The following is a 21,649-nucleotide window of genomic DNA, read 5'->3' as shown; positions in this document are numbered from 1 at the left end:
GAGATTGGCGCTTCACCGCCTCAGCCAGTCTTCTCGTCCAACAGTCCAGAGACGAAATCGAACAGGCCTGGCCGGCGGTCGCGTCTTAGCCGCTCGGCGACGACGATACCGCGAACTTCGGCGAAGGCGCGGTCAAGGTCGTCATTGACGATGACGAAATCATATTCCTTCCAGTGCTCGATCTCGTTGCGGGCGTTTTTCAGCCGCGTCTCGATCACCGCCTCCTGGTCTTCAGCGCGACGTTTCAGCCGCGCCTTCAACTCCTTCATCGATGGCGGCAGGACAAAGATCGAGACAATGTCGGCGCGCATCTTCTCCTTGAGCTGCTGGGCACCTTGCCAGTCGATGTCGAACAGCATGTCGCGCCCCTCGGACAGCGCCAATTCGGCCGGTTCGCGCGGTGTCGCATAGCAATTGCCATGCACCTCGGCCCACTCCAGCAGTGCGTCGGAATCACGAAGCCGCTCGAATTCGCGCATCGTCCGAAAATGATAGTGGACGCCTTCGATCTCGCTTCCGCGGCGCGGCCTGGTGGTGACCGAGACCGACAGTTCGAGGCTGGAATCGCTTTCCAGAAGATTGCGCGCGATCGTCGACTTGCCGGCGCCGGATGGCGACGACAGGACGAGCATCAGGCCCCGGCGGCGAATGCGGGACCCCAAATCCTTGGCAACCATCGGCTACTCCAGATTCTGGATCTGTTCACGAAATTGGTCGACCACCGCCTTCAGGTCCAGGCCGATCGCGGTGACGGCTGCGGCATTCGATTTGGAACACAGCGTATTCGATTCGCGGTTAAATTCCTGTGCCAGAAAATCGAGCTTGCGACCGACCGCACCGCCGCCCAGCAGCAGAGCCCGGCCGGACGCGACATGCGTTTTCAGCCGGTCGATCTCTTCGCGAATATCGGCTTTGGTGGCCAGGAACGCCGCCTCCATGTGCAGTCGGGTGGCATCCAGATTGGCGGAAGCGTCCATCAGCAGCCTGACCTGCTCGGCGATGCGTTCGCGAATCACCGTCGTCTCGCGGGATGGATCCGCCTCGGCTCGCAGCGTCAGCACCTCGATCGTGTCGATATGACCCGACAACAGCAAAGCCAGCGCGGCTCCTTCGCCCTGACGTGCCTGTTCGAGCCCGTTCAAGGCCACTTCGAGCGCGACCATGATCGCGGCATCGAGCGCGGCCCTCGCCTCCTCGGTTTCGACGGTTTCAGGAATGTCGAGCACGCCGCGCAGCGAAAGCAATCCATCTGACGTCGCCGCAGCAACGCCGAATTGCTCCTGCAGCCGTTTGGCGAGCCCAGCAAGGTCCTTCAGGAAGGCTTCGTTGACGACCGGCTGCGCCTGCGCGCCAACGGCACGGCCGATGGTCAGCGTCGCCTGGAAATTGCCGCGTGCAAAACGTTTCTGAAGTATCTGCCGGACAGCAGGTTCCAACCGTTCGAAGCCTTGCGGCAGCCGCAGCCGTACCTCGACGCTCTTGCCGTTGACGGACTTGACCTCCCAGGCGATCGAAGTGCCTTCGTGCTCGGCGACGGCACGTGCAAAACCGGTCATGCTCTGCAAATTCATATCGCCCACACGTCCCTGGCACATCGCCCTGAACCGGCTTTCCGGACAGGAGCGAGTGCGGCTTGAAAAAAGACTGCGCCGCAGGCGCGTCGAAATCGGACGCGCGGCGCTCTTCCAAATGTCAGGGCGTTGCCTGTCGGGCAACGCCTTTCTTCATTTACTGGGCAGCGCCCGCGTCACCGCCGCTGGCATCGCTGTCGCCGGTGCCAGTCGTCTTGGCGGCTTTGGCGGCATCATCGGCCTGCTTCTTCAGCAACGCGCGATAGCGGGCGACATTCTCGTTGTGCTCGTCCAGCGTCGCGGCAAAGACGTGCCCGCCGGTGCCGTCGGCAACGAAATAGAGGTCGGCGGTCTTCGACGGATTGGCCACCGCCTCCAGCGCTGCACGACCCGGATTGGCGATCGGCGTCGGCGGCAAGCCATTGATCACATAGGTGTTGTAGGGAGTCTGTTTCTGGATGTCCGACTGGTAGATCGGCCGGTCCGCCGGCTTTCCCTTGCCGCCGAACAGCCCATAGATGATGGTCGGATCGGATTGCAGGCGCATGCCCTTGGCAAGCCGGTTCAGGAAGACGGCGGCAACTCGCGAACGCTCGTCACCCTTGCCCGTCTCCTTCTCGACGATCGAGGCCAGCGTGACGAACTCCTCGACGTTGGCCAGCGGCAGGTCAGGCGCGCGCCGCTCCCAGACATCGTCGACCAGCTTCTTCTGATCCGCCAGCAGCTTGTCGACCATCTGCTGGCGTGTCGCGCCGCGCGTGAAGCGCAGCGTGTCGGTGGCGAGGCTGCCCTCCGGCGGCGTGGTTGCCGGCATGTCGCCGCTCAACGCAGTCTCCTCGGCGATGCGCTGCAATGCCTGGTCGACCGTCAGTCCCTCAGGAATGGTCAGCGAATACATCACCGACTTGCCGCTCTTCAAAAGCTCCATGATATCGCGCATGGAAGCCCTGGGCTTGATCTCGTACTCGCCGGCTTTCAGCGCGGAATCATTGCCGAAGGCCCGCACGCCAAGACGGAATACCCGGGCGTCGCTGATCAGCCCCCGGCGTTCGAGCTGGTCGGCGATATCCTGGACGCCGGTGTTCGGCTTGACCAGGAAGGTGTCGCCATTAGCCGAAGGTCCGGGTTCGGTGAATTCCTCCTTGCCGAAATAGACCGCGACGCCGGCCGCCAGGACCACCAGCATCACCGAGGAGATGACGAAGTTCATGAACACGACGACCTGGCTGCGTGACGCACGCGAGCGCTTCGGCGGCGGCGTGCCAGCCTCCGGCCGCAACGCCTCGCTGGCCGTTTTCGGCACGATCGGGCCGGATGTCGGCGGCCGTTGCCCGAATTCTCCGTTGCCTGCCGGATTTGTGTTCATTTCGCCCTACCGTTTGATCGCCCAACGAATCCCCAGCGGCAGAGTAGGGGCGAATATGGCAAAATTGACGGCACGCCAAAGCGCCGCCCGGCAGCCGGACGATCAGCCATTGTATCGCTGGAAGACCAGCGACGCGTTGGTCCCGCCAAAGCCGAAGGAATTGGACAGCGCCACGTCGATCTGGCGGGCACGCGGCTTGTTCGGCACCAGATCGATCGCGGTTTCGCGTTCCGGGTTATCGAGGTTGATGGTCGGCGGCGCGACATTGTCTCTGATGGCAAGGATAGAGAAGATCGCTTCGGCGGCACCCGCCGCTCCAAGCAGATGGCCGATCGACGACTTGGTTGACGACATCGAAATCTTCGATGCGGCATTGCCGACAAGCCGCTCGACGGCACCGAGCTCAATCGTGTCGGCCATGGTCGAGGTGCCGTGCGCGTTGATGTAGTCGACATCGGCCGGCGTCAACTTGGCCCGGTTCAGTGCCGCCGTCATGCAACGGAAGGCGCCATCGCCATCCTCGGCGGGCGCGGTGATGTGATGCGCATCGCCAGTGAGACCATAACCCGTCACCTCGGCATAGATCTTGGCGCCGCGCGCCCTGGCATGTTCGAGCTCCTCGAGCACGACAACGCCGGCGCCCTCGCCCATGACGAAGCCGTCGCGGTCGCGATCATAGGGTCGCGACGCCGTTTGCGGCGAATCATTGCGTTCCGTCGACAGTGCCCGGCATGCGGCAAAACCGGCGATCGACAGCCGCGTCACCGGCGCTTCGGCGCCACCGGCGACCATCACGTCGGCATCGCCCCACATGATCAACCGGGCAGCATCGCCAATGGCGTGCGCGCCGGTCGAACAGGCCGTGACGACGGCATGGTTCGGGCCTTTCAGCCCGTGCCGGATCGAAACCTGCCCGGAGACGAGATTGATGATCTGGCCCGGGATGAAGAAAGGGCTGATGCGGCGCGGGCCGCGCTCCTTGAGGATCATCGCGTTCTCGGCGATGCCCTCGATGCCGCCGATGCCGGAGCCGATCAGGACGCCGGTGGCACACCGCTCTTCATGCGTCTTGGGTTCCCAGCCGGAATCCTTCAGCGCCTCGTCGGCGGCGGCAATCCCATACAGGATGAAGTCGCCGATCTTGCGCAGTTCCTTCGGCTCGAGCACGGCCTCCGGATTGAAGGTGGCATTGCTGCCGTCACCACGCGGAATGACGTGGGCGATCTTGCAGGCAAGATCCTCCACCTCGAACTCAGTGATGCGCTTGGCAGCGCTGCGGCCGGTCAGAAGTTCCTTCCAGCTGTGCTCGAAGCCCATGCCGAACGGCGACAGCAACCCAAGGCCCGTGACGACGACACGCCTCATCGCAGGTCCTCCCCGGTGATGACTGCGGAAAGCGTCAGGCCGAAGCCTTGTCGATGTACTTCACGGCATCGCCAACGGTCAGGATGGTCTCAGCCGCGTCGTCGGGAATCTCGACGCCGAATTCTTCTTCGAACGCCATGACGAGTTCGACCGTGTCGAGGCTGTCGGCGCCCAGATCATCGATGAAGCTCGCCTGCTCCGTCACTTTGTCGGCATCGACGCCAAGGTGCTCGATGACGATCTTCTTGACGCGCTCTGCGGTGTCACTCATTTGGGCATCCTCGTCTTTTGTTTGTCTGTCTTCGTTAGCGGGCAGAATGCCGCTAATCAAGCTGAAAGATGGTCCTGCCGGAAACGCAACGACTACGAACCGGTTTTTGCCCGAACCGCCGGGTTGCGGGCCGCATTACACGAAAAATAGCTGAGGTCCAAGCCGAAATGGTCTCTTTTCACAACCCGCCGGACCTTGTTTAGAATTCGCCCTGCCGAGTCATATGGTGCGGTTTTCGAGAACCGGAGCGGAGCGTACTTTCAGTACGCGAGCACCGGAAGCGCAGATAACCGCGGCAGATGGCCGGCAGGGTAGAATTATCAACAAGGTCCGTCAGATCATCGCCATGCCGCCATTCACGTGGATGGTCTGGCCGGTGACGTAGGCGGCTTCGTTGGAGGCGAGATAAGCGACGGCGGACGCGACTTCAACGCTGGTGCCCATGCGCCGCGTCGGGATCGCCGCCATGATCGCCTCTTTCTGCTTGTCGTTGAGCTTGTCGGTCATCGCCGATTCGATGAAGCCCGGGGCGACGCAGTTGACGGTGATGTTGCGGGTGGCGATCTCCTGTGCCAGCGATTTGGAAAAGCCGATCATGCCGGCCTTTGAGGCGCAATAATTGGTCTGGCCGGGATTGCCGGTGACGCCGACCACCGAGGTGATGTTGATGATGCGGCCATGGCGGCGGCGCATCATCGGATGGGTGAGTTCGCGGGTCAGCCTGAACACGGCGGTCAGGTTGACTTCGAGCACGGTGTCCCAGTCGGCATCCGACATGCGCACGAACAACCCGTCCTTGGTGATGCCGGCATTGTTGACCAGGATGTCGACGCCTTCGAGATCGGCCTCGGCTTTCTGGCCGAGCGCCTTGACCTCGTCACGGTTCGACAGGTTGGCCGGGAACAGCTTGACCCGGTCGCCAAGCTCGCTGGCCAGCGCTTCCAGTTTCTCGACGCGGGTGCCATGCAGGCCGACGATCGCGCCCTGCGCATGCAGCATCCTGGCGATCGCCTCACCGATGCCTCCCGATGCGCCGGTGACGAGCGCCTTGCGGCCAGTCAATTCGAACATGTCTTTTCCTTCTCTCAAACCGGATAACGGTTATCTGTAGACATCACAGCCCCAGAAGTCGTCGCCTTTCATAATACCTTCCTCGCCGCTCCTGATCCGTGCCAGCACCTCGGCGGCAAGGTAGTAGTCTTCTACGTCCTCAAGGCCGCGCTCAATGAACTCACGCATATGATAGGCTTTGCTGCGCCCAGTCTTGGACGCGAGAACATCCAGGCGCAGCCTGATCTCAGGAGAAAGACGGATCGATGTGGACATGCCGCACCTTAGTTGCGATGCACGTATTCATGTGGCCGCGCATCAGCGAATTCAGTCAAGCCGTTCAACCAAGCGCCGCCAACGCCGCCTCGACCTCAGCCGCGGAGCCGACCGACGCGGTGGCAATGTCGCGGTTGATGCGCCGCGCCAATCCTGAAAGCACCTTGCCGGCGCCGATTTCGTAAAGCGTGGTGATGCCGTTCGCGCCGAACCACTCCACCGTCTCGCGCCAACGCACGCGGCCGGTTATCTGTTCGACCAGGCGGCGGGCGATCTCGTCCGGATCGCTGGTCGGGCTAACCGTGACATTGGATAGGACGGGAACCACCGGCGAATTCTTTGTCACGCCGGCCAGGGCTTCCCGCATGACGTCGGCCGCGGGCGCCATCAGCGCGGAGTGGAAAGGCGCGGAAACCTGCAGCATCAGCGCTCGCTTGGCGCCCTTTTCCGTGCACAGTTTCGCCGCCAGTTCGACCGCAGCCTTGGTTCCGGAAATAACCAGCTGACCGCCGCCATTGTCGTTGGCGATCTGACAGACCGACCCTTTGGATGCCTCGGTGCAGGCTGCTTCGACATCGGCCTGTTCCAATCCGATGATCGCCGCCATGGCGCCCTCGCCGGCCGGCACCGCCGCCTGCATGGCATTGCCGCGTATGCGCAGCAACCGGGCGGCATCGGCAACCGAAACGAAGCCAGCAGCGGCCAACGCCGAATATTCGCCCAGCGAATGACCGGCGACATAGGTGACCTTGCCTTTCAGCGAGAAGCCGCGCGATTCCAGCGCCCGGACCACGGCCAGGGACACCGCCATCAGTGCCGGCTGCGCGTTTGCGGTCAGCGTCAACGCCTCTTCCGGCCCTTCCCAGATCAGCTTCGACAAGTTCTCACCAAGTGCGTCGTCGACTTCCTGGAAGACCCTGCGCGCTTCGGGGAAGGCGTCGGCGAGATCCTTGCCCATGCCGACCGCCTGGCTGCCTTGTCCGGGAAAGGTGAATGCGACGGCCATGCGAGGGCTCCCAAGGGCTGGTTTTGCTTGCCTGAAGACGGGTTTTTCTTGCCTGTGAGGCATGGCGGGGCGCCAAGTCAAGCCCGGTTCGACCCTGCCCGACGGCCGCCTCATCCGCCGAGTGCCTGTTCCGAAAGGCTTTTTGGCGATCACTCCTGATGAAAACCGCTCACGATTCGTTTGCTGGCTCTTCTTATTTTGGCCACAGGCGCTAGCTTTGCGTGACAATTCCATGACAATCGAGTGACGTGTTTGTCGCTGGGTGGGGAAGTTTAAGTGGCAAAGAGTTACAAACGCGCCGGCAAGCCCGCGCCACAGTTCCTGGAAGACGACCCCTCCACCGGCTATCTGCCGGGCAGGAGATGGCCGGTCGTGCGCTATGGGCTTGTCAGCCTGGCGATCGCGGCCGTCCTGGTGTTTGCGATCGAACTGATCGTGCGCGGCGATTTTGCTGGCACCGTCTCCTTCTTCCTGCAGCCGCTGAAGCCCGGCTGGACCACCATCGTCGTCTTCGCGCTGATCCTGATCGGCCTCGATGCGGTGCTCGGCCGCAGCCATCAGAGCCTGATGATCGTCGCGCCGCTGACGCTATCCCTTGCCTTCGTCGGCCACCAGAAGTCGCATTATCTCGGCGATCCGCTCTATCCCACCGATTTCCTCTATGCCCGCCAGATCTTCGCGCTGCTGCCGCTTTTGGTGCGCGACCGGCCGATGACCGCGCTCGCCATGGTCGTCGGCATCGTCGCCGGCCTGTCACTGCTCGTCTACGGCTGGCGGCTGTGGCGCCGCAAGGTTCCCGCGCTCAGCCGCAAGGGCCGCCTTGCCCGGCTGACGCTGGCCGTGCCGCTGCTCGCCTTCTTCGTTTCGATCATGGACTACGCCACCTTCTCCTGGACCAGGGACCGGCTGCAGATCATCCCGATCATGTGGGACCAGAAGGAAAACTATGCCTCCAACGGTTTTGCGCTGGCCTTCGCCCTCAATGTGCCGATGGCGCATGTCTCGGCGCCGCCAGGCTATACCGACAAAGCGATCGCGGCGATCGGCAGACCTGATGTAACCGCCTCGGTGCCGGCCGAGAAGCCCGACATCATCATCGTCATGAGCGAATCCTTCTGGGATCCGACCAAGCTGCCCGGCGTCACCATCACGCCCGATCCGATCCCCAACGTGCGGGCGCTGCGCTCGGGCTCGATGTTCTCGCCGGAATTCGGCGGCATGACCGCCAACATCGAGTTCGAGGCCCTGACCGGCTTTTCCAACGCCTTCCTGCCGGCCGGCAGCATCCCCTATCAGCAATATGTGCGCACGCCGACGCCTTCGCTGGCAACCTTCCTGAAGAGCCAGGGTTACCGGGCGCGCGCCATCCATCCCGGCACCAACTGGTTCTGGAACCGTGGCGCGGTCTACGCCGATTTCGGCTTCAACGACTTCAAGTCGGAAGAGACGCTGCCGCCCATGCAAAAGCGCGGGCCGCTGGCATCGGACGCGGCGATGACCGACGAGATCATCAGCGAGGCCGACGCCAGCGACGAGCCAGTGTTCTTCTTTGCCGTCAGCCTGCAAAACCACGGTCCTTACGAGCCGAACCGCTATTACAATCCGACGCATACGGTGAAGGCGCCGATCAGCCAATGGGCGCGCGAATCGCTGCTTAGCTATGCCGAGGGTTCAGCCGATGCGGATCGCGGCCTTGAACGCCTGGTCGAATGGGCGAAGAAACGCTCCCGTCCCACCGTGATCGCCTTCTTCGGCGATCATCTGCCGCCGCTGGGGCCGGTCTACGTCGAAACCGGCTTCCTCAAGGACAATGTCGCGCCGCGCAAGGAACCGTCGCCCGAGGCCGCCCTCGAACACCACGAGACGCCGCTGGTCATCTGGTCGAACCGCACCGGACCGGCTGAGCACATGGGTGCCGTCAGCCCAGCCTTCCTGCCCTATCATATCCTGAAAACGGCCGGGATCAGCCATCCCTACTACACCGGCTTCCTGGGCGAGATGAGCGAACGCTACCGTGTCGTCGACCGCAATCTTCTGCTGACGCCGGCTGGCGAAGCCACGCCCGATTGGGCGCGACAAAAGGAGATCGATCCGGCGATCCGCGATTTCCGCCTGCTGCAGTACGATATGATGTTCGGCAAACGCCACGCGGCACCCGACTTCTTCCCCGAAACGGTCGACAAGATTGTCGCCGCCCATACGAGTTGAGACCGCCTTTAGTTCGTCAATTGCAGCTTTGAGAACTTGTTGGCAATCTGCTGGAAGACGTCCGGCAATTTGGTCGGATCGTTGACTGCATAATAGCCGCTCGGATCAGAGGCGCAGGCGCTGTAAAGCGCACGGTTGGCTGCGGTGTCGGACTGCAGCACCATGGTGTAGATCTGCACGCCCTGGTCCTTCAATTGGGTGCAGACGCTTTTGGTCCAGCCATCGACGTTGCGTGCCGCCGTCGTCTGGTTATCCGATCCGAAACGACCGCCGGCCAGATAGCCATATGATGTGTAGTCAGACTTCGTCGGCTGTTGGCTGGCGCCATAGACGACGTTCTCACCGTCGGTGAGCAACAGCACGATCTTGCTGATGCCGGGCGTCTTCCACGGCGCTCCATCGGTGTAGGGCGCGGCGGGCGACAGCACCCGCATACCCCATGACAGGCCCTCGGAGACATTGGTGCCCGAACCGTTCCACTCGGTCATCTGACTGGCTGCCTTGCGCAGCTTGTCGAAATCGTCGGTCAGGGCGACCACCGGGGTCGGACACGCACGGTTCGGGCCGATAGTGATGGGAGAGCCGGTCTCGGTGATGAGTTCCTTGGCGGGCGCAACATATTTGGCGATCTTTTCCCTGGCAGCCCTGTCATCGGGTGACAAAAGGTCGATGAGGTTGCCGAGCAGGTTGCTGAGATCGATGCCCAGAATGTTGATGCCCGACTGGGCAAGCCTGGTTTTGTCGCTGACATCGTTGAGGTAGGAGTTGTTGTAGTATTTGTCCGAATTGCCATAGGCGCCAGACGGCTTTTGGGCGTCTTCGGGATCGTCCGGCGCAAAGTACGGCACGAACAGCGTGTCGGGCTTGGCCGTGTCGGGTGGCGTGTCGGAGATATTGTAAGCGCCTGGCCGCGCCTCGACACAACCCTTCCATCCGGTGCCATTCCATCCGGCATCGGTCCATCCGGTCTTCTTGAGCTGTTTGAAAAGCGCCATGTGGTTCGGTCGCTTGCCGTCGATGACGGGAAAATTGACGCCGTTGGTCGAGGACTTGCCGTCCATGTCGATCCAGGACGGATCGAAGCCGTCGCCATTGACGTTGACAGCGGTTACGAAAGGAACCAGCGAGGCGCGGATCTTGCGCGTCGGCGATTTCGCCGCTTCGAGCGTGTCGAGCAACGATTTTGTCGCCGTCCTCAACGCCGTCATGCGCGCGCCGGCCATCGAGCCGGTGTTGTCCAGCACCAGCACGACTTCGAGCTGGTTGTTCGATTCGACCGCCGAGGCATCGACGACGATGCGCTTGCTGTCGCCGAACAGGAAGGCGAAGTTGAGATTGACGTCCGCCGAGGCAACCGCCTTTGTCTTGACGAAGTTGACGCCCTTGTCGACAGTCAACGTCGCCTGCGCATTGCCGAGCTCGCCATGACCGACGATGTTGGCTTGGAAATAGCGGTTGAAAGCGTCATTGCGGGTGATGTCGAGATCGCCAAGGTGCGAGGAAGCAAGGTTTGCCGAATCGAGAGCGTTCTGCAAATTGCTCTTGGCCCGCATAAGGGTCGAGACATCGGTTGCGAAAGCGACTGCTGTCAGGATGACCGGCAAACCCAGTGCCAGCACAAGCGTGAAATTGCCGCTCTTCGAGCGCCAGAATTTGTCGAGAAGCATCCTTACCCCCGGAAATGCTTGCCGCTTTTGTGCGGTCGTCCGGGCTTTTGCGCCTTCCATGATGAATCGACCGTTGACGGCTGGGCTTCAACTCCACACAACCTTCTAGTGTGGTTAAGACGTGGTTCCCGGAAACCACAACTTCCGCCGTTGCTGCTCCCCGATCGTCACGTGGGACACACGGGAATGCCGCTTGCCCTTGCTTTACGGTCGGATTGCTATATAGACGCCCGCAATCTGCCGGTCCTTGCTGGGGGCTGAACGGAGGGCCGGAGGTTTTTTAGAACCTTCGTGTGAAGCCGGAAGTGCTTCCGCCTCCCGTGTCTCCGCTCTCGACCGTCTCGTTATGCTCCTTTCTTCCCCCTGCCCCTTCGAGGGTTTGCGGGTCAGAGAAGTTGCAGAGGCTTTTGCCGCCGGGAACCGGGAGAGAAACGAAGAAAGGCATAAGACATAATGGCTCTTTACGAACATGTGTTTCTTGCCCGGCAGGACCTCTCGCAGCAGCAGGTCGATGCTCTTGTCGAACAGTACAAGGGTGTCATCTCCGCGAATGGCGGGTCCGTCGGCCGGGTCGAGAATTGGGGACTGAAGTCCCTCACCTACCGGGTCAACAAGAACCGGAAGGCTTACTACACGCTGATGGACCTGAATTGCCCAGCGGCCGCGCTCAACGAGATGGAGCGCCAGATGGGCCTGTCCGAAGACGTGCTGCGCTTCCTGACCATCAAGGTCGAGGCGCATGAGGAAGGCCCGTCGGCCATGATGCAGAAGCGCGAAGAGCGCTCGGAACGCGGCGGCTTCGGCGACCGCGACCGTGGCGATCGTGGCCCGCGCTCGTTCGGCGACCGTGATCGCGGCGACCGTGGCGATCGTCCGCCGCGCTCGTTCGGCGACGCCGGTGCCGATCGTGGTCCGCGCCGTCCGCGCGAAGGCTTTGAAGGGGGTGCAGAATAATGGTCGACATCAATCAGATCCCGACCCGGCGCCCGTTCCATCGCCGCCGCAAGACCTGCCCGTTCTCAGGCGCCAACGCGCCCAAGATCGACTACAAGGACGTGCGTCTCCTGCAGCGCTACATTTCCGAGCGCGGCAAGATCGTGCCGTCGCGCATCACCGCCGTCAGCCAGAAGAAGCAGCGCGAACTCGCCAAGGCAATCAAGCGCGCCCGCTTCCTCGGCCTGCTGCCCTACGTGGTTCGCTAATAGCGTCAATGCGGGCGGCTCGCCGCCCGCTCCTCTCCCACGGCGACGGGCGCCGCAGGGTTGGACATCAAATCCCGGGTTGAGGTCAAAAACCTCTAACTGCCGCGACAGGCAGGACAGCGACACCAGCGCCCCCGGGCGCTCAAGCTTCCTGACCTGTTCCAGAGACATTCGGCGTCGATCTCATCGATTGATTGGCGCCCAACCGAAGGAACAAAACCATGGACGTCATTCTTCTCGAACGCGTTTCCCGCCTCGGCCAGATGGGCGACACCGTCAAGGTCAAGGACGGCTTTGCCCGTAACTTCCTGCTGCCGCAGGGCAAGGCGCTGCGCGCCAACGAAGCCAACAAGAAGAAGTTCGAAGGCCAGCGCGCCCAACTCGAAGCCCGTAACCTCGAGCGCAAGTCGGAAGCGGCCCAGATCGCCGAAAAGCTCGACGGCAAGAGCTTCATCGCCGTCCGCTCCGCCGGCGAAACCGGGCAGCTTTACGGTTCCGTTTCGACCCGCGACATCGCCGATCTGCTGACGGCGGAAGGTTTCTCGATCAACCGCAACCAGATCCTGCTCAACCAGCCGATCAAGACCATCGGTGTCACCAATGTGGCGATCGCGCTGCATCCGGAAGTCGAGGTCACCGTCACGCTCAACATCGCCCGCACGGCCGACGAAGCCGAGCGCCAGGCCAAGGGCGAGACACTGACCACTGCCGAAGCCATCTATGGCGACGACATCAACGACAACGCCCGGCCGGAGAACTTCTTCGATCCGAACACCGAGTTCGAGGGCGGCGAAGACAACGCCTGATCACACTTCGCAAGACGATTGGAGCCATGGGCTGATCACGACTTAAAGCCAAGCTCCGATCACTTTGCCGTCATCCAGCCATGCTGGACCAATGCCCGGGTCTCTCGCCCGGGCATTTTTGTGCCAAATGGAACTTTTCGAACCCCTATATATTGTTGCAGACTATGGCGTAGCGCGTCCTTTGGCCGCGCAAAGCACGCTGTGCAACTTTGGTTCGGCGCAAGACCCCCGGCGAAATCGATACCGATTTTCGCGGTCACGCGCCAAGGCAGCCTGTCTGGCCGAGAGGGGACATTTGGTCATGAATATTCTGTTGAAGCGCGTTCTCGACCGCCTGGTGCGCACCGGCAATCTCAAGGTGACCGGCCCCAAGGGCTCGGCTGTGATTTTCGGCGACGGCAGCGGCGAACCGGTGCACATGCATATCAAGACGGCGCATGCCGAGCGCGCCATCACCTTCGATCCGATGCTGGCAGTGCCAGAGTCCTACATGGACGGCGAACTCGACATCCTCGAAGGCGGCGTGCTGGGCGTGATGCGCATCGCCTTCCAGAATATGGGCAGCGGCGGCATCGACGCCACCTGGTCGAAGGCCATCGAAGGGCTGCGCCACGCCTTCCGCCGCCTGCAGCAGATCAACACCGCCTCGCGCTCGCGCCGCAACGTGCAGCGCCACTACGATTTGTCGGGCGACCTCTACCGGCTCTTCCTTGACCAGGACATGCAGTATTCCTGCGCCTATTTCGAGCAGCCGGACATGACGCTGGACGAAGCGCAGGCCGCCAAGAAGCGCCACATCGCCGCCAAGCTCCGGCTGAAAGCCGGCCAGACGGTGCTCGACATCGGCTCCGGCTGGGGCGGGCTTGGCCTCTACCTCGCCAAAGCGTTCGACGTCGACGTGCAGGGCGTGACGCTGTCGACCGAGCAGCATGGCGTCGCCACCGACCGGGCGCACGCGCAAGGGCTGGAAAGCCGCGTGCATTTCGAGCTCAAGGACTACCGCGAACTCAACGAGCGTTTCGATCGCATCGTCTCGGTCGGCATGTTCGAGCATGTCGGCGTCAACCACTACCGTACGTTCTTCGACAAGAGCGCGACGCTGCTCAAGCCCGATGGCGTGATGCTGTTGCACACGATCGGTCGTTCCGGCGTGCCGTGGGCGACCAGCGCATTCATCCGCAAATACATCTTCCCGGGCGGCTATATCCCTTCGCTCTCGGAAGTCATGCCGGCGATCGAAAAGTCGGGCCTGGTCGTCACCGACGTCGAGATCCTGCGGCTCCACTATGCCGATACGCTGAAGCACTGGGGCGAGCGCTTCGCTGCCAACCGCGACAAGGCCAAGGCGATCTATGACGAGCGCTTCTGCCGCATGTGGGAATTCTATCTGGCGGCCTCGGAAGCCGCCTTCCGCTGGCAGGACCTGGTCATCTTCCAGATCCAGATCACCAAGAAGAACGATACGCTGCCGATGTCGCGCGACTACATGGCCAAATGCGAAAAGGCGCTCGAGATGCGCGATATGGGGCATCGTGAAACGGCTCCCGTCAAAAAGAGTCCGACCGCCAAGCCGGCTCGTCGCCGCAAGGTTGCGGACCAGGAATAGCATTGCCGCTTGCCATTGCCGGCGCCTGCACTGAAAAAGGTCCCGTGACCGTCGCGGGACCTTTTTCATGACCTACGTCCTCTATGCCGCCGCCGCTCTGGCCGAGATCGCCGGCTGCTTTTCGTTCTGGGCCTGGTGGCGGCTGGATAAGTCGCCGCTTTGGCTTCTTCCCGGCCTCGGCTCGCTTGCCCTGTTCGGCCTCCTGCTGGCGCTGGTCGACACGTCAGCCGCCGGTCGCGCCTACGCCGCCTATGGCGGCATCTACATTGCGGCATCGCTTGGCTGGCTGTGGCTGGTGGAGGACGTGCGCCCCGACCGCTGGGATTTTGCCGGCGCGGCGCTCTGCATTGCCGGCGCTTCCGTGATCCTTCTCGTCCCGCGGGGCGCGTGAGATGGAGTTGCCGGCATCCCTTCGCCAAGGTGTCGAGCGCTTGCTCGAAAACGTTCCGCTGGCTGTACTCAAACAAGCGGCAAAAACGCTGTCCGACCGTTATCGTGCCGAATTGCGCGACGGCCGTCTGCACATGGCCGAGGATCTGGCGGTGAAAGCCTATCTGGCGACGCGGCTGCCGGCGACCTATGCCGCGATCCGCACCAGTCTCGATGCGCTGAGCGATGCCAAGCCCGCCTTCCAACCCAAGAGCCTGCTCGATGTCGGCGCAGGTCCTGGTACTGCGCTTTGGGCCACGACTGAGCTGTGGCCCGATCTCGAACAGGCTGTGTTGTTCGAAGCCAGTGCGGCGGTACGCAAGGTCGGCGAGACACTTGCCGCCGGTGCGATTGCCGCCCAGACGAGGTGGCTGGCGGGTGATGCCACCATCGACCTTGCCGACCTCAAGTCGGCCGATCTGGTCACTTGCGCCTATGTGCTCGATGAAATCGCTCCCGCATCACTGCCGAAGCTCATCGACCGCCTCTGGCAACTCACCGCCGACACGCTGCTTGTGGTCGAGCCGGGCACCCCTGCCGGCTGGCAGCGCATCCTTGCCGTGCGCCGGCAGTTGATCGAGGCGGGCGCGCATGTGCTAGCGCCTTGCGCGCATCAGGCGCCCTGCCCGCTGATCCAGCCCGACTGGTGCCATTTTTCCCGCCGCGTCGCCCGCTCGCGCCTGCATCGGCTGGCCAAGGATGCCGACGTGCCGTGGGAAGACGAGAAGTTCATCTATGTCGCGGCTTCCCGAGAACGGCCCACTTCGCACCAGGCGCGGGTTCTTGCGCCGCCGAAATCCGGCTCCGGCAAGGTTCTGCTCAAGCTTTGCCAGGACGACGGTACCGCCGCCGAGCGCTTGTTCACCAAGCGCGACGGCGCCGACTTCAAGCTCGCCCGGCGGCTGGACTGGGGCGACAGGCTGGGTTCCGAATAGGCGGCAGTGGCGTTTCGAACCGCTCCGAAGAAAAATTCGGAGCGATGTCGAATCCAGGCCGTGCCGTTCGACCATTGGCGTTCTCGGATCTTTCGAGACGCCAAGAGTGTCAAACGGCATCAGCCAACAGGAGAGACGCAATGAGCTATATCGCAGGATTTGTCGCCGCGGTGCCCGCCGCCAACAAGGAAGCCTATCGCAAGCATGTCGCCAAGGCGGCATCGATGCTGAAGGAGTTCGGCACCACCCGGATGGTCGAGGGATGGGGCGACGACGTGCCCGGCGGCAAGATCACCGACTTCAAGGGAGCCGTGAAGGCAAAGCCGGATGAGGTCATCACCTTTTCGTGGCACGAATACGCGGACAAGGCGGCGGCGGACGCTGCCTATCAGACGATGATGAGCGACCCGCGCATGGCGGAGATCGGCGCGTCCATGCCCTTTGACGGCAAGCGCATGATCATCGGCGGTTTCACGCCGTTCATCGACCTGAACACGACCGGCAAGACCGGCTATATCGATGGCTCGCTGGTGCCGGTGCCGGCCGCCAACAAGCAAGCCTACCTTGCCGTGGCGGCGAAGCAGGCCGCGGTGATCAAGGAACATGGCGCAACCCGCGTCGTCGAGGCGTGGGGCGACGATGTTCCCGACGGCGAGATCACCGATTACCGCAGCGCCGTGAAAGCGACGGGCGATGAGGTTGTCGTCTATGCCTGGGTCGAATGGCCGTCGAAGCAGGTGCGTGACGACGCCTGGAAGAAGGTGATTGCCGATCCGCGCATGTATGCCGACACCATGCCCTACGACAACCAGCGCCGGGTCCACGGCGGCTTCGCACCGATCCTCGACGCCTGATCCCAAGAACCCTAGACAATCCTGGAAAAGGAAACCCACCATGCGTTATGCCTGTCTCATCTACTACCACCCCAAGACGCTGTTCGGCGGCAGCCCGCAAGCCAACGCCGTGCTGGCCGAATGCGCCGGATATGACGAGGTGCTCAGGGCCAGCGGCCACTTCGTAACCGCCGAGGCCCTGGTGTTGCCGGAAGAGGCGATGACCGTGCAGGTCCGCGACGGCAAGATGTCTTCGGTCGACGGCCCGTTCATGGAGACCAAGGAAATCCTGGGCGGCATCATCGTCATCGAAGCCCGTGATCTCAATGAAGCGGTGCGGGTGGCGAGCGGCCATCCGCTGGCAACGATCGGCTTTATCGAAGTCCGTCCGGTCGTCGACTTCAGCCAGCCGCCGCCGGTCCTGTGAGCACCGCCGGCCCGCGCGACGCCCTGGAGGCGGCCTACCGCACCGAGGCGCGGCGCGTGCTGGCGACCTTGATCCGCCTGCTCGGCGGTTTCGACGCGGCGGAGGAGGCCTTGCATGAGGCCTTCACTGCTGCCGCCGAACAATGGCCGCGCCAGGGTGTGCCGGCCAATCCCTATTCCTGGCTGGTCTCGGCCGGCCGCTTCAGGACCATCGACCGCTGGCGCCGGGAAGCGCGGCTGGCCGGGGCTCTGCCCGAGCTCACGGCTCTGGCCGAGCCGACACCGGAGCCGGCCATGCCGGAAGACATCCAGGACGATGAATTGCGGCTCATCTTCGTCTGCTGCCATCCGGCGCTGGCGCCGGATGCACGCATCGCCCTGACCCTGCGCGAAGTGGGTGGTTTGACCACCGAAGAGACCGCCCGCGCCTATCTGACGCCGGCACCGACCATTGCGCAACGCATCGTGCGGGCCAAGGCGAAGATCCGCGACGAGGCCATCCCTTACGAAGTGCCGGACCGCGACGACCTGCCGGCGCGTCTCGAGAGTGCGCTGCAGGTGATCTACCTGATCTTCAATAAGGGTTACGCGGCAACCGAGGGGCCGAACCTGACGCGGGCCGATCTGTGCGCCGAGGCGATCCGGCTCGGCCGGCTGATGGTCGAACTGCTCGACCAGCCGGAGGCGCAAGGGCTGCTGGCCCTGATGCTGCTGCACGAGGCGCGGCGCGCGACGCGGGTCGACGCCAGCGGCGACCTTGTCCTGCTAGAGGATCAGGACCGCACGCTGTGGGACCGTTCGCTGATCGCCGAGGCCGACGGCCTGATCGGTCGGGCGATCGCCTCGCGCCGCATCGGACCTTACATCCTGCAGGCGGCCATTGCTTCCGTCCACGCCGAGGCGGCAGGCACGGCGGAGACCGACTGGGTACAAATCGTCGCGCTTTACGATGTGCTCGGCCGCGTCGACCCCTCGCCGGTCGTGGCACTCAACCGCGCCGCGGCCATAGGCATGCGCGACGGCCCGCAGGCCGGACTGGCGGCAATCGAGGCGGCCATGGGACAAGGCGGGCTGGACGGCTACCATCTGGCGCACGCGGCGCGAGCAGAAATGCAGCGCAGGCTTGGCTTGACCGAAGCGGCAAGGACCTCCTACCGGCGGGCGATCGAGTTGACCCGGCAACCGGCGGAACGCCGGTTCATCGAGGGGCGACTCGGTCAGCTTTGAGCGGGATGGCTGCACAGGGCACCATTCTTGTTTTCCCGTTTTGTTCTCCCTGTAGATGCGCTACAATCGTTCTTTCGATTCGAGTCAATTGTGATTCTTTCCACCGAAAAAACTCGGCTGTGAATCGCGGGTATCAAAGCTGATTGGACAGGCACTGGTGCAGATAAGTCAGCATGGACTTGTCACGTTCTGATATCGAGAAGCCGGGATCGAAATCGGGGACATCATGGCAGAAGCAGCGCGAAAATTCGGCGTCGCGGAAACACCGCTTTATCGTGAAGCGCCAAACAACATCGAGGCCGAGCAGGCGCTGCTCGGCGCGATCCTGGTCAACAACGATGCCTTCTACCGCGTCTCGGACTTCCTCAAGGCCAGCCATTTCTACGAGCCGCTGCACCGCAAGATCTTTGAGGTGGCGTCCGAGTTCATCCGCATGGGCAAGGTCGCGACGCCGATAACGCTAAAAACCTTCCTGCCGGCCGACGAGAAAGTCGGCGACATGACGATGGCGCAATATGTCGTGCGGCTGGCGGTGGAGGCCGTTACCGTCGTCAACGCCACCGACTATGGCCGCGCCATCTATGACCTTGCGACGCGCCGCGCGCTGATCACCGTCGGCGAGGACATGGTCAACATCGCCTATGACGCGCCGGTCGACATGGCGCCCGGCGAACAGATCGAGGACGCCGAACGCCGCCTGTTCGAGCTGGCCGAAAACGGCCGCTACGATGGCGGCTTCGAGAGTTTTTCCGATGCGTTGAAGAACGCCGTCGACATGGCCAGTGCGGCTTACATGCGCGACGGTCACCTATCCGGCATTGCCACCGGCCTGCGCGATCTCGACCACCGCATGGGCGGCCTGCAGCCATCCGATTTGATCATCATCGCCGGCCGCCCAGGCATGGGCAAGACGTCGCTGGCCACCAACATCGCCTACAACATCGCGGCCGCCTATGAGCCTGCCCAGCAGGCCGACGGTTCGGTCAAGGCGGCCAATGGCGGCGTCGTCGGCTTCTTCTCGCTCGAAATGTCGTCGGAGCAGCTGGCCACCCGCATCATCTCCGAGCAGACCGAGATACCATCTTCGAAAATCCGGCGCGGCGATTTGACGGAAGCCGATTTCGGCAAGCTTGTCGCCTACACGCAGGAGAACCACAAGCGCCCGCTCTACATCGACCAGACGGGTGGTATCTCGATCGCCCAGCTCGCGGCGCGCGCCCGCCGCCTCAAGCGGCAGCGCGGGCTGGACCTGATGGTCATCGACTATATCCAGCTGATGCAGGGTTCGTCCGCCAAGGCGTCGCAGAACCGCGTCCAGGAAATCACCGAGATCACCACCGGACTGAAGGCACTCGGCAAAGAGTTGGGCGTGCCGATCATCGCCCTCTCACAGCTCTCGCGTCAGGTCGAAAGCCGCGACGACAAGCATCCGCAGCTGTCCGATCTGCGCGAATCGGGCTCGATCGAGCAGGACGCCGACGTCGTGCTGTTCGTGTACCGCGAGGAATATTACATCAAGAACAAGGAACCGGAGAAAGGCACGCCCGAGCACCTCGCCTGGGAAACGAAGATGATCGAGGTCCAGGGCAAGGCCGAAGTGATCATCGCCAAGCAGCGCCATGGCCCGACCGGCACCGTCAGCCTTGCCTTCCAGGGCGAGTTCACCCGCTTCTCCGACCTCGCCGAGGAGCATCATCTGCCGGAAAGGTTCGAGTAGCTTTTTGACCTACCGTCGCGCTCTGTCACACCCCCCTCTGTCCTGCCGGACATCTCCCCCGCAAGGGGGGAGATTGGATGTCGTTACCGATTTCGCCAATCGCCGACGTGGCAGAGATGGTGCTGTAGTCAAAACTGCCAATCTCCCCCCTTGCGGGGGAGATGTCCGGCAGGACAGAGGGGGGTGTGAAGGAACGCCCCGCTTTCCCAATTTTCAGCCTGCGGCGACGTAATGGCAAAGTCACGCGTCCAATTCATCTGCCAGAGTTGCGGATCGGTGCATCAGCGCTGGGCCGGCAAATGCGATGCCTGTGGCGAGTGGAACACGCTGGTCGAGGAAGGCACGTCCGGCGGCATCGGCTCGGGACCAGCCAACACGCGCAATGCCCGCAAGGGCCGCGCGGTGGTGCTGACCACGCTGTCCGGCGATATCGAGGACGCGCCGCGCATCATCTCGGGCATTGGCGAACTCGACCGCGCCACCGGCGGCGGTTTCGTGCGCGGCTCGGCGTTGCTGGTCGGCGGCGACCCCGGCATCGGCAAGTCGACGCTGCTCACCCAGGCGGCCGCGGCGCTGGCATCAAAAGGCCATCGCATCGTCTATGTTTCCGGCGAAGAGGCGGTCGCGCAGATCAGGCTGCGGGCGCAGCGGCTTGGCGTCGCCTCTTCTCCGGTGGAACTTGCCGCCGAGACCAATGTCGAGGACATCCTGGCGACGATCGCCGACGGCAAGCGGCCTGATCTCGTCATCCTGGATTCGATCCAGACGCTGTGGACCGACCTTGCCGATTCGGCGCCTGGGACCGTCACACAGGTGCGCGCCGCCGCCCAGGCGATGATCCGTTATGCGAAATCCACAGGGGCGGCGATCGTGCTGGTCGGCCATGTCACCAAGGAAGGCCAGATCGCCGGGCCGCGCGTCGTCGAGCACATGGTCGACGCCGTGCTCTACTTCGAAGGCGAAGGCGGCCATCACTATCGCATCCTGCGCACGGTGAAGAACCGTTTTGGACCGACCGACGAGATCGGCGTCTTCGAAATGTCGGACAAGGGCCTGCGCGAGGTCGCCAATCCGTCCGAGCTTTTCCTTGGCGAACGCCATGCCAAATCGCCGGGGGCGGCGGTTTTCGCCGGCATGGAGGGGACAAGGCCGGTGCTGGTCGAGATCCAGGCACTGGTCGCACCCTCCTCGCTCGGCACGCCGCGCCGCGCCGTCGTCGGCTGGGACGGCGCCCGGCTGTCGATGATCCTGGCGGTTCTCGAAGCCCATTGCGGCGTGCGCTTCGGCACTCACGATGTCTATCTCAATGTCGCCGGAGGCTACCGGATTTCGGAGCCCGCGGCCGATCTGGCAGTGGCGGCCGCCCTGGTTTCCTCGCTCACCGGTCTTGCCCTTCCCGCCGATTGCGTCTATTTCGGCGAAATCAGCCTTTCGGGCGCCGTGAGGCCGGTTGCGCATGCGCAACAGCGCCTCAAGGAAGCCGAAAAGCTGGGTTTTGGAAGCGCGGTTCTGCCCTCGGGCAGCGGGGAACTGGCCGGGGGGATCGGGGCCGGTTCTTTCCAGCCGACCGAGCTTGCCGACCTCGTGGCACGCATAGCCGGCTCACGCCGAAGCCGCGTGGACGAAGAAGATTAGAGCATCGGACCCAGAACCCGATGCTCCGCGCTATAATGCGGCTCATGGAGTGG

General features: G+C 63.0%; 21 protein-coding genes. 12 read left to right on the top strand and 9 right to left on the bottom strand.

The window, feature by feature from the left end:
• Nucleotides 1-20: 20 nt before the first annotated feature.
• The 8 genes from gmk to fabD all read right to left on the bottom strand — a co-directional run bounded on the left by gmk (nt 21) and on the right by fabD (nt 6,905).
• Nucleotides 21-677: a guanylate kinase gene (gmk, locus tag NKI21_RS21495; RefSeq protein ID WP_352442179.1), complete on the bottom strand. Its 657-nt coding sequence runs from the start codon at nt 675-677 to the stop codon at nt 21-23.
• A gap of 3 nt (nt 678-680) precedes the next feature.
• Complete coding sequence (locus tag NKI21_RS21490; protein WP_352442178.1) at nt 681-1,571, bottom strand: YicC/YloC family endoribonuclease; 891 nt, start codon at nt 1,569-1,571, stop codon at nt 681-683.
• A gap of 157 nt (nt 1,572-1,728) precedes the next feature.
• The gene (mltG, locus tag NKI21_RS21485; protein ID WP_352679804.1) at nt 1,729-2,937 is read right to left on the bottom strand and encodes an endolytic transglycosylase MltG; all 1,209 of its coding nucleotides are present in this window, start codon (nt 2,935-2,937) and stop codon (nt 1,729-1,731) included.
• Between the two features lie 102 nt (nt 2,938-3,039).
• Nucleotides 3,040-4,302: a beta-ketoacyl-ACP synthase II gene (gene fabF, locus NKI21_RS21480; protein ID WP_127273339.1), complete on the bottom strand. Its 1,263-nt coding sequence runs from the start codon at nt 4,300-4,302 to the stop codon at nt 3,040-3,042.
• 34 nt (nt 4,303-4,336) lie between these two features.
• Nucleotides 4,337-4,573, bottom strand: coding sequence for an acyl carrier protein (locus NKI21_RS21475; protein WP_006203723.1), 237 nt, complete (start codon nt 4,571-4,573; stop codon nt 4,337-4,339).
• Between the two features lie 333 nt (nt 4,574-4,906).
• On the bottom strand, nt 4,907-5,644 hold the full coding sequence (gene fabG, locus NKI21_RS21470; protein WP_023813762.1) for a 3-oxoacyl-[acyl-carrier-protein] reductase: 738 nt from the start codon (nt 5,642-5,644) through the stop codon (nt 4,907-4,909).
• Nucleotides 5,645-5,674: 30 nt separating this feature from the next.
• Nucleotides 5,675-5,899, bottom strand: coding sequence for a type II toxin-antitoxin system RelB family antitoxin (relB, locus tag NKI21_RS21465; RefSeq protein ID WP_023813761.1), 225 nt, complete (start codon nt 5,897-5,899; stop codon nt 5,675-5,677).
• 64 nt (nt 5,900-5,963) lie between these two features.
• Nucleotides 5,964-6,905, bottom strand: coding sequence for an ACP S-malonyltransferase (gene fabD / locus NKI21_RS21460; RefSeq protein ID WP_352442175.1), 942 nt, complete (start codon nt 6,903-6,905; stop codon nt 5,964-5,966).
• A 276-nt stretch (nt 6,906-7,181) separates the two neighbouring features.
• Here fabD and NKI21_RS21455 point away from each other — a divergent pair, with 276 nt between their 5' ends.
• A complete protein-coding gene (locus NKI21_RS21455) occupies nt 7,182-9,113 on the top strand; it encodes an LTA synthase family protein (RefSeq protein ID WP_352867180.1) in 1,932 nt (643 codons plus the stop codon).
• An 8-nt stretch (nt 9,114-9,121) separates the two neighbouring features.
• Here the strand turns inward: NKI21_RS21455 and NKI21_RS21450 are convergent, their stop codons facing one another.
• Nucleotides 9,122-10,780 (bottom strand): pilus assembly protein TadG-related protein, encoded by a 1,659-nt coding sequence (locus NKI21_RS21450; RefSeq protein WP_352442173.1) that lies wholly within the window; start codon nt 10,778-10,780, stop codon nt 9,122-9,124.
• Nucleotides 10,781-11,233: 453 nt separating this feature from the next.
• Here NKI21_RS21450 and rpsF point away from each other — a divergent pair, with 453 nt between their 5' ends.
• The 11 genes from rpsF (at nt 11,234) to radA (ending at nt 21,596) form a co-directional block, all read left to right on the top strand.
• A complete protein-coding gene (gene rpsF / locus NKI21_RS21445; RefSeq protein WP_013532520.1) occupies nt 11,234-11,734 on the top strand; it encodes a 30S ribosomal protein S6 in 501 nt (166 codons plus the stop codon).
• Nucleotides 11,734-11,982, top strand: a complete 249-nt coding sequence (gene rpsR, locus NKI21_RS21440) for a 30S ribosomal protein S18 (protein ID WP_006203718.1) — start codon at nt 11,734-11,736, stop codon at nt 11,980-11,982. The genes rpsF and rpsR overlap by 1 nt, the downstream gene beginning before the upstream one ends.
• A gap of 221 nt (nt 11,983-12,203) precedes the next feature.
• Nucleotides 12,204-12,788 carry a 50S ribosomal protein L9 gene (gene rplI, locus NKI21_RS21435; RefSeq protein WP_127289263.1) on the top strand — a complete coding sequence of 195 codons (585 nt, stop codon included), beginning with the start codon at nt 12,204-12,206 and terminating at the stop codon, nt 12,786-12,788.
• Between the two features lie 301 nt (nt 12,789-13,089).
• Nucleotides 13,090-14,394: a cyclopropane fatty acid synthase gene (locus tag NKI21_RS21430; protein ID WP_023813756.1), complete on the top strand. Its 1,305-nt coding sequence runs from the start codon at nt 13,090-13,092 to the stop codon at nt 14,392-14,394.
• A 67-nt stretch (nt 14,395-14,461) separates the two neighbouring features.
• The gene (locus NKI21_RS21425) at nt 14,462-14,785 is read left to right on the top strand and encodes a YnfA family protein (RefSeq protein WP_023813755.1); all 324 of its coding nucleotides are present in this window, start codon (nt 14,462-14,464) and stop codon (nt 14,783-14,785) included.
• Nucleotide 14,786: 1 nt separating this feature from the next.
• The gene (locus tag NKI21_RS21420; protein WP_023813754.1) at nt 14,787-15,758 is read left to right on the top strand and encodes a small ribosomal subunit Rsm22 family protein; all 972 of its coding nucleotides are present in this window, start codon (nt 14,787-14,789) and stop codon (nt 15,756-15,758) included.
• Nucleotides 15,759-15,898: 140 nt separating this feature from the next.
• Nucleotides 15,899-16,612 carry a DUF1428 domain-containing protein gene (locus NKI21_RS21415; protein WP_352867178.1) on the top strand — a complete coding sequence of 238 codons (714 nt, stop codon included), beginning with the start codon at nt 15,899-15,901 and terminating at the stop codon, nt 16,610-16,612.
• A 40-nt stretch (nt 16,613-16,652) separates the two neighbouring features.
• Complete coding sequence (locus NKI21_RS21410; protein ID WP_128303068.1) at nt 16,653-17,018, top strand: YciI family protein; 366 nt, start codon at nt 16,653-16,655, stop codon at nt 17,016-17,018.
• Nucleotides 17,015-18,244, top strand: coding sequence for an RNA polymerase sigma factor (locus NKI21_RS21405; protein WP_352867176.1), 1,230 nt, complete (start codon nt 17,015-17,017; stop codon nt 18,242-18,244). The genes NKI21_RS21410 and NKI21_RS21405 overlap by 4 nt, the downstream gene beginning before the upstream one ends.
• A 226-nt stretch (nt 18,245-18,470) precedes the next feature.
• Nucleotides 18,471-19,961 carry a replicative DNA helicase gene (locus NKI21_RS21400; RefSeq protein WP_127261333.1) on the top strand — a complete coding sequence of 497 codons (1,491 nt, stop codon included), beginning with the start codon at nt 18,471-18,473 and terminating at the stop codon, nt 19,959-19,961.
• Between the two features lie 231 nt (nt 19,962-20,192).
• Nucleotides 20,193-21,596 carry a DNA repair protein RadA gene (gene radA / locus NKI21_RS21395; protein ID WP_023813748.1) on the top strand — a complete coding sequence of 468 codons (1,404 nt, stop codon included), beginning with the start codon at nt 20,193-20,195 and terminating at the stop codon, nt 21,594-21,596.
• Nucleotides 21,597-21,649: the final 53 nt, after the last annotated feature.

The organism is Mesorhizobium sp. M0715, from assembly GCF_040320355.1.
GTDB lineage: Bacteria > Pseudomonadota > Alphaproteobacteria > Rhizobiales > Rhizobiaceae > Mesorhizobium.
The sequence above is the reverse complement of the archived record's forward strand: the minus strand, read 5'-3'. Positions and strand labels throughout refer to the sequence as shown.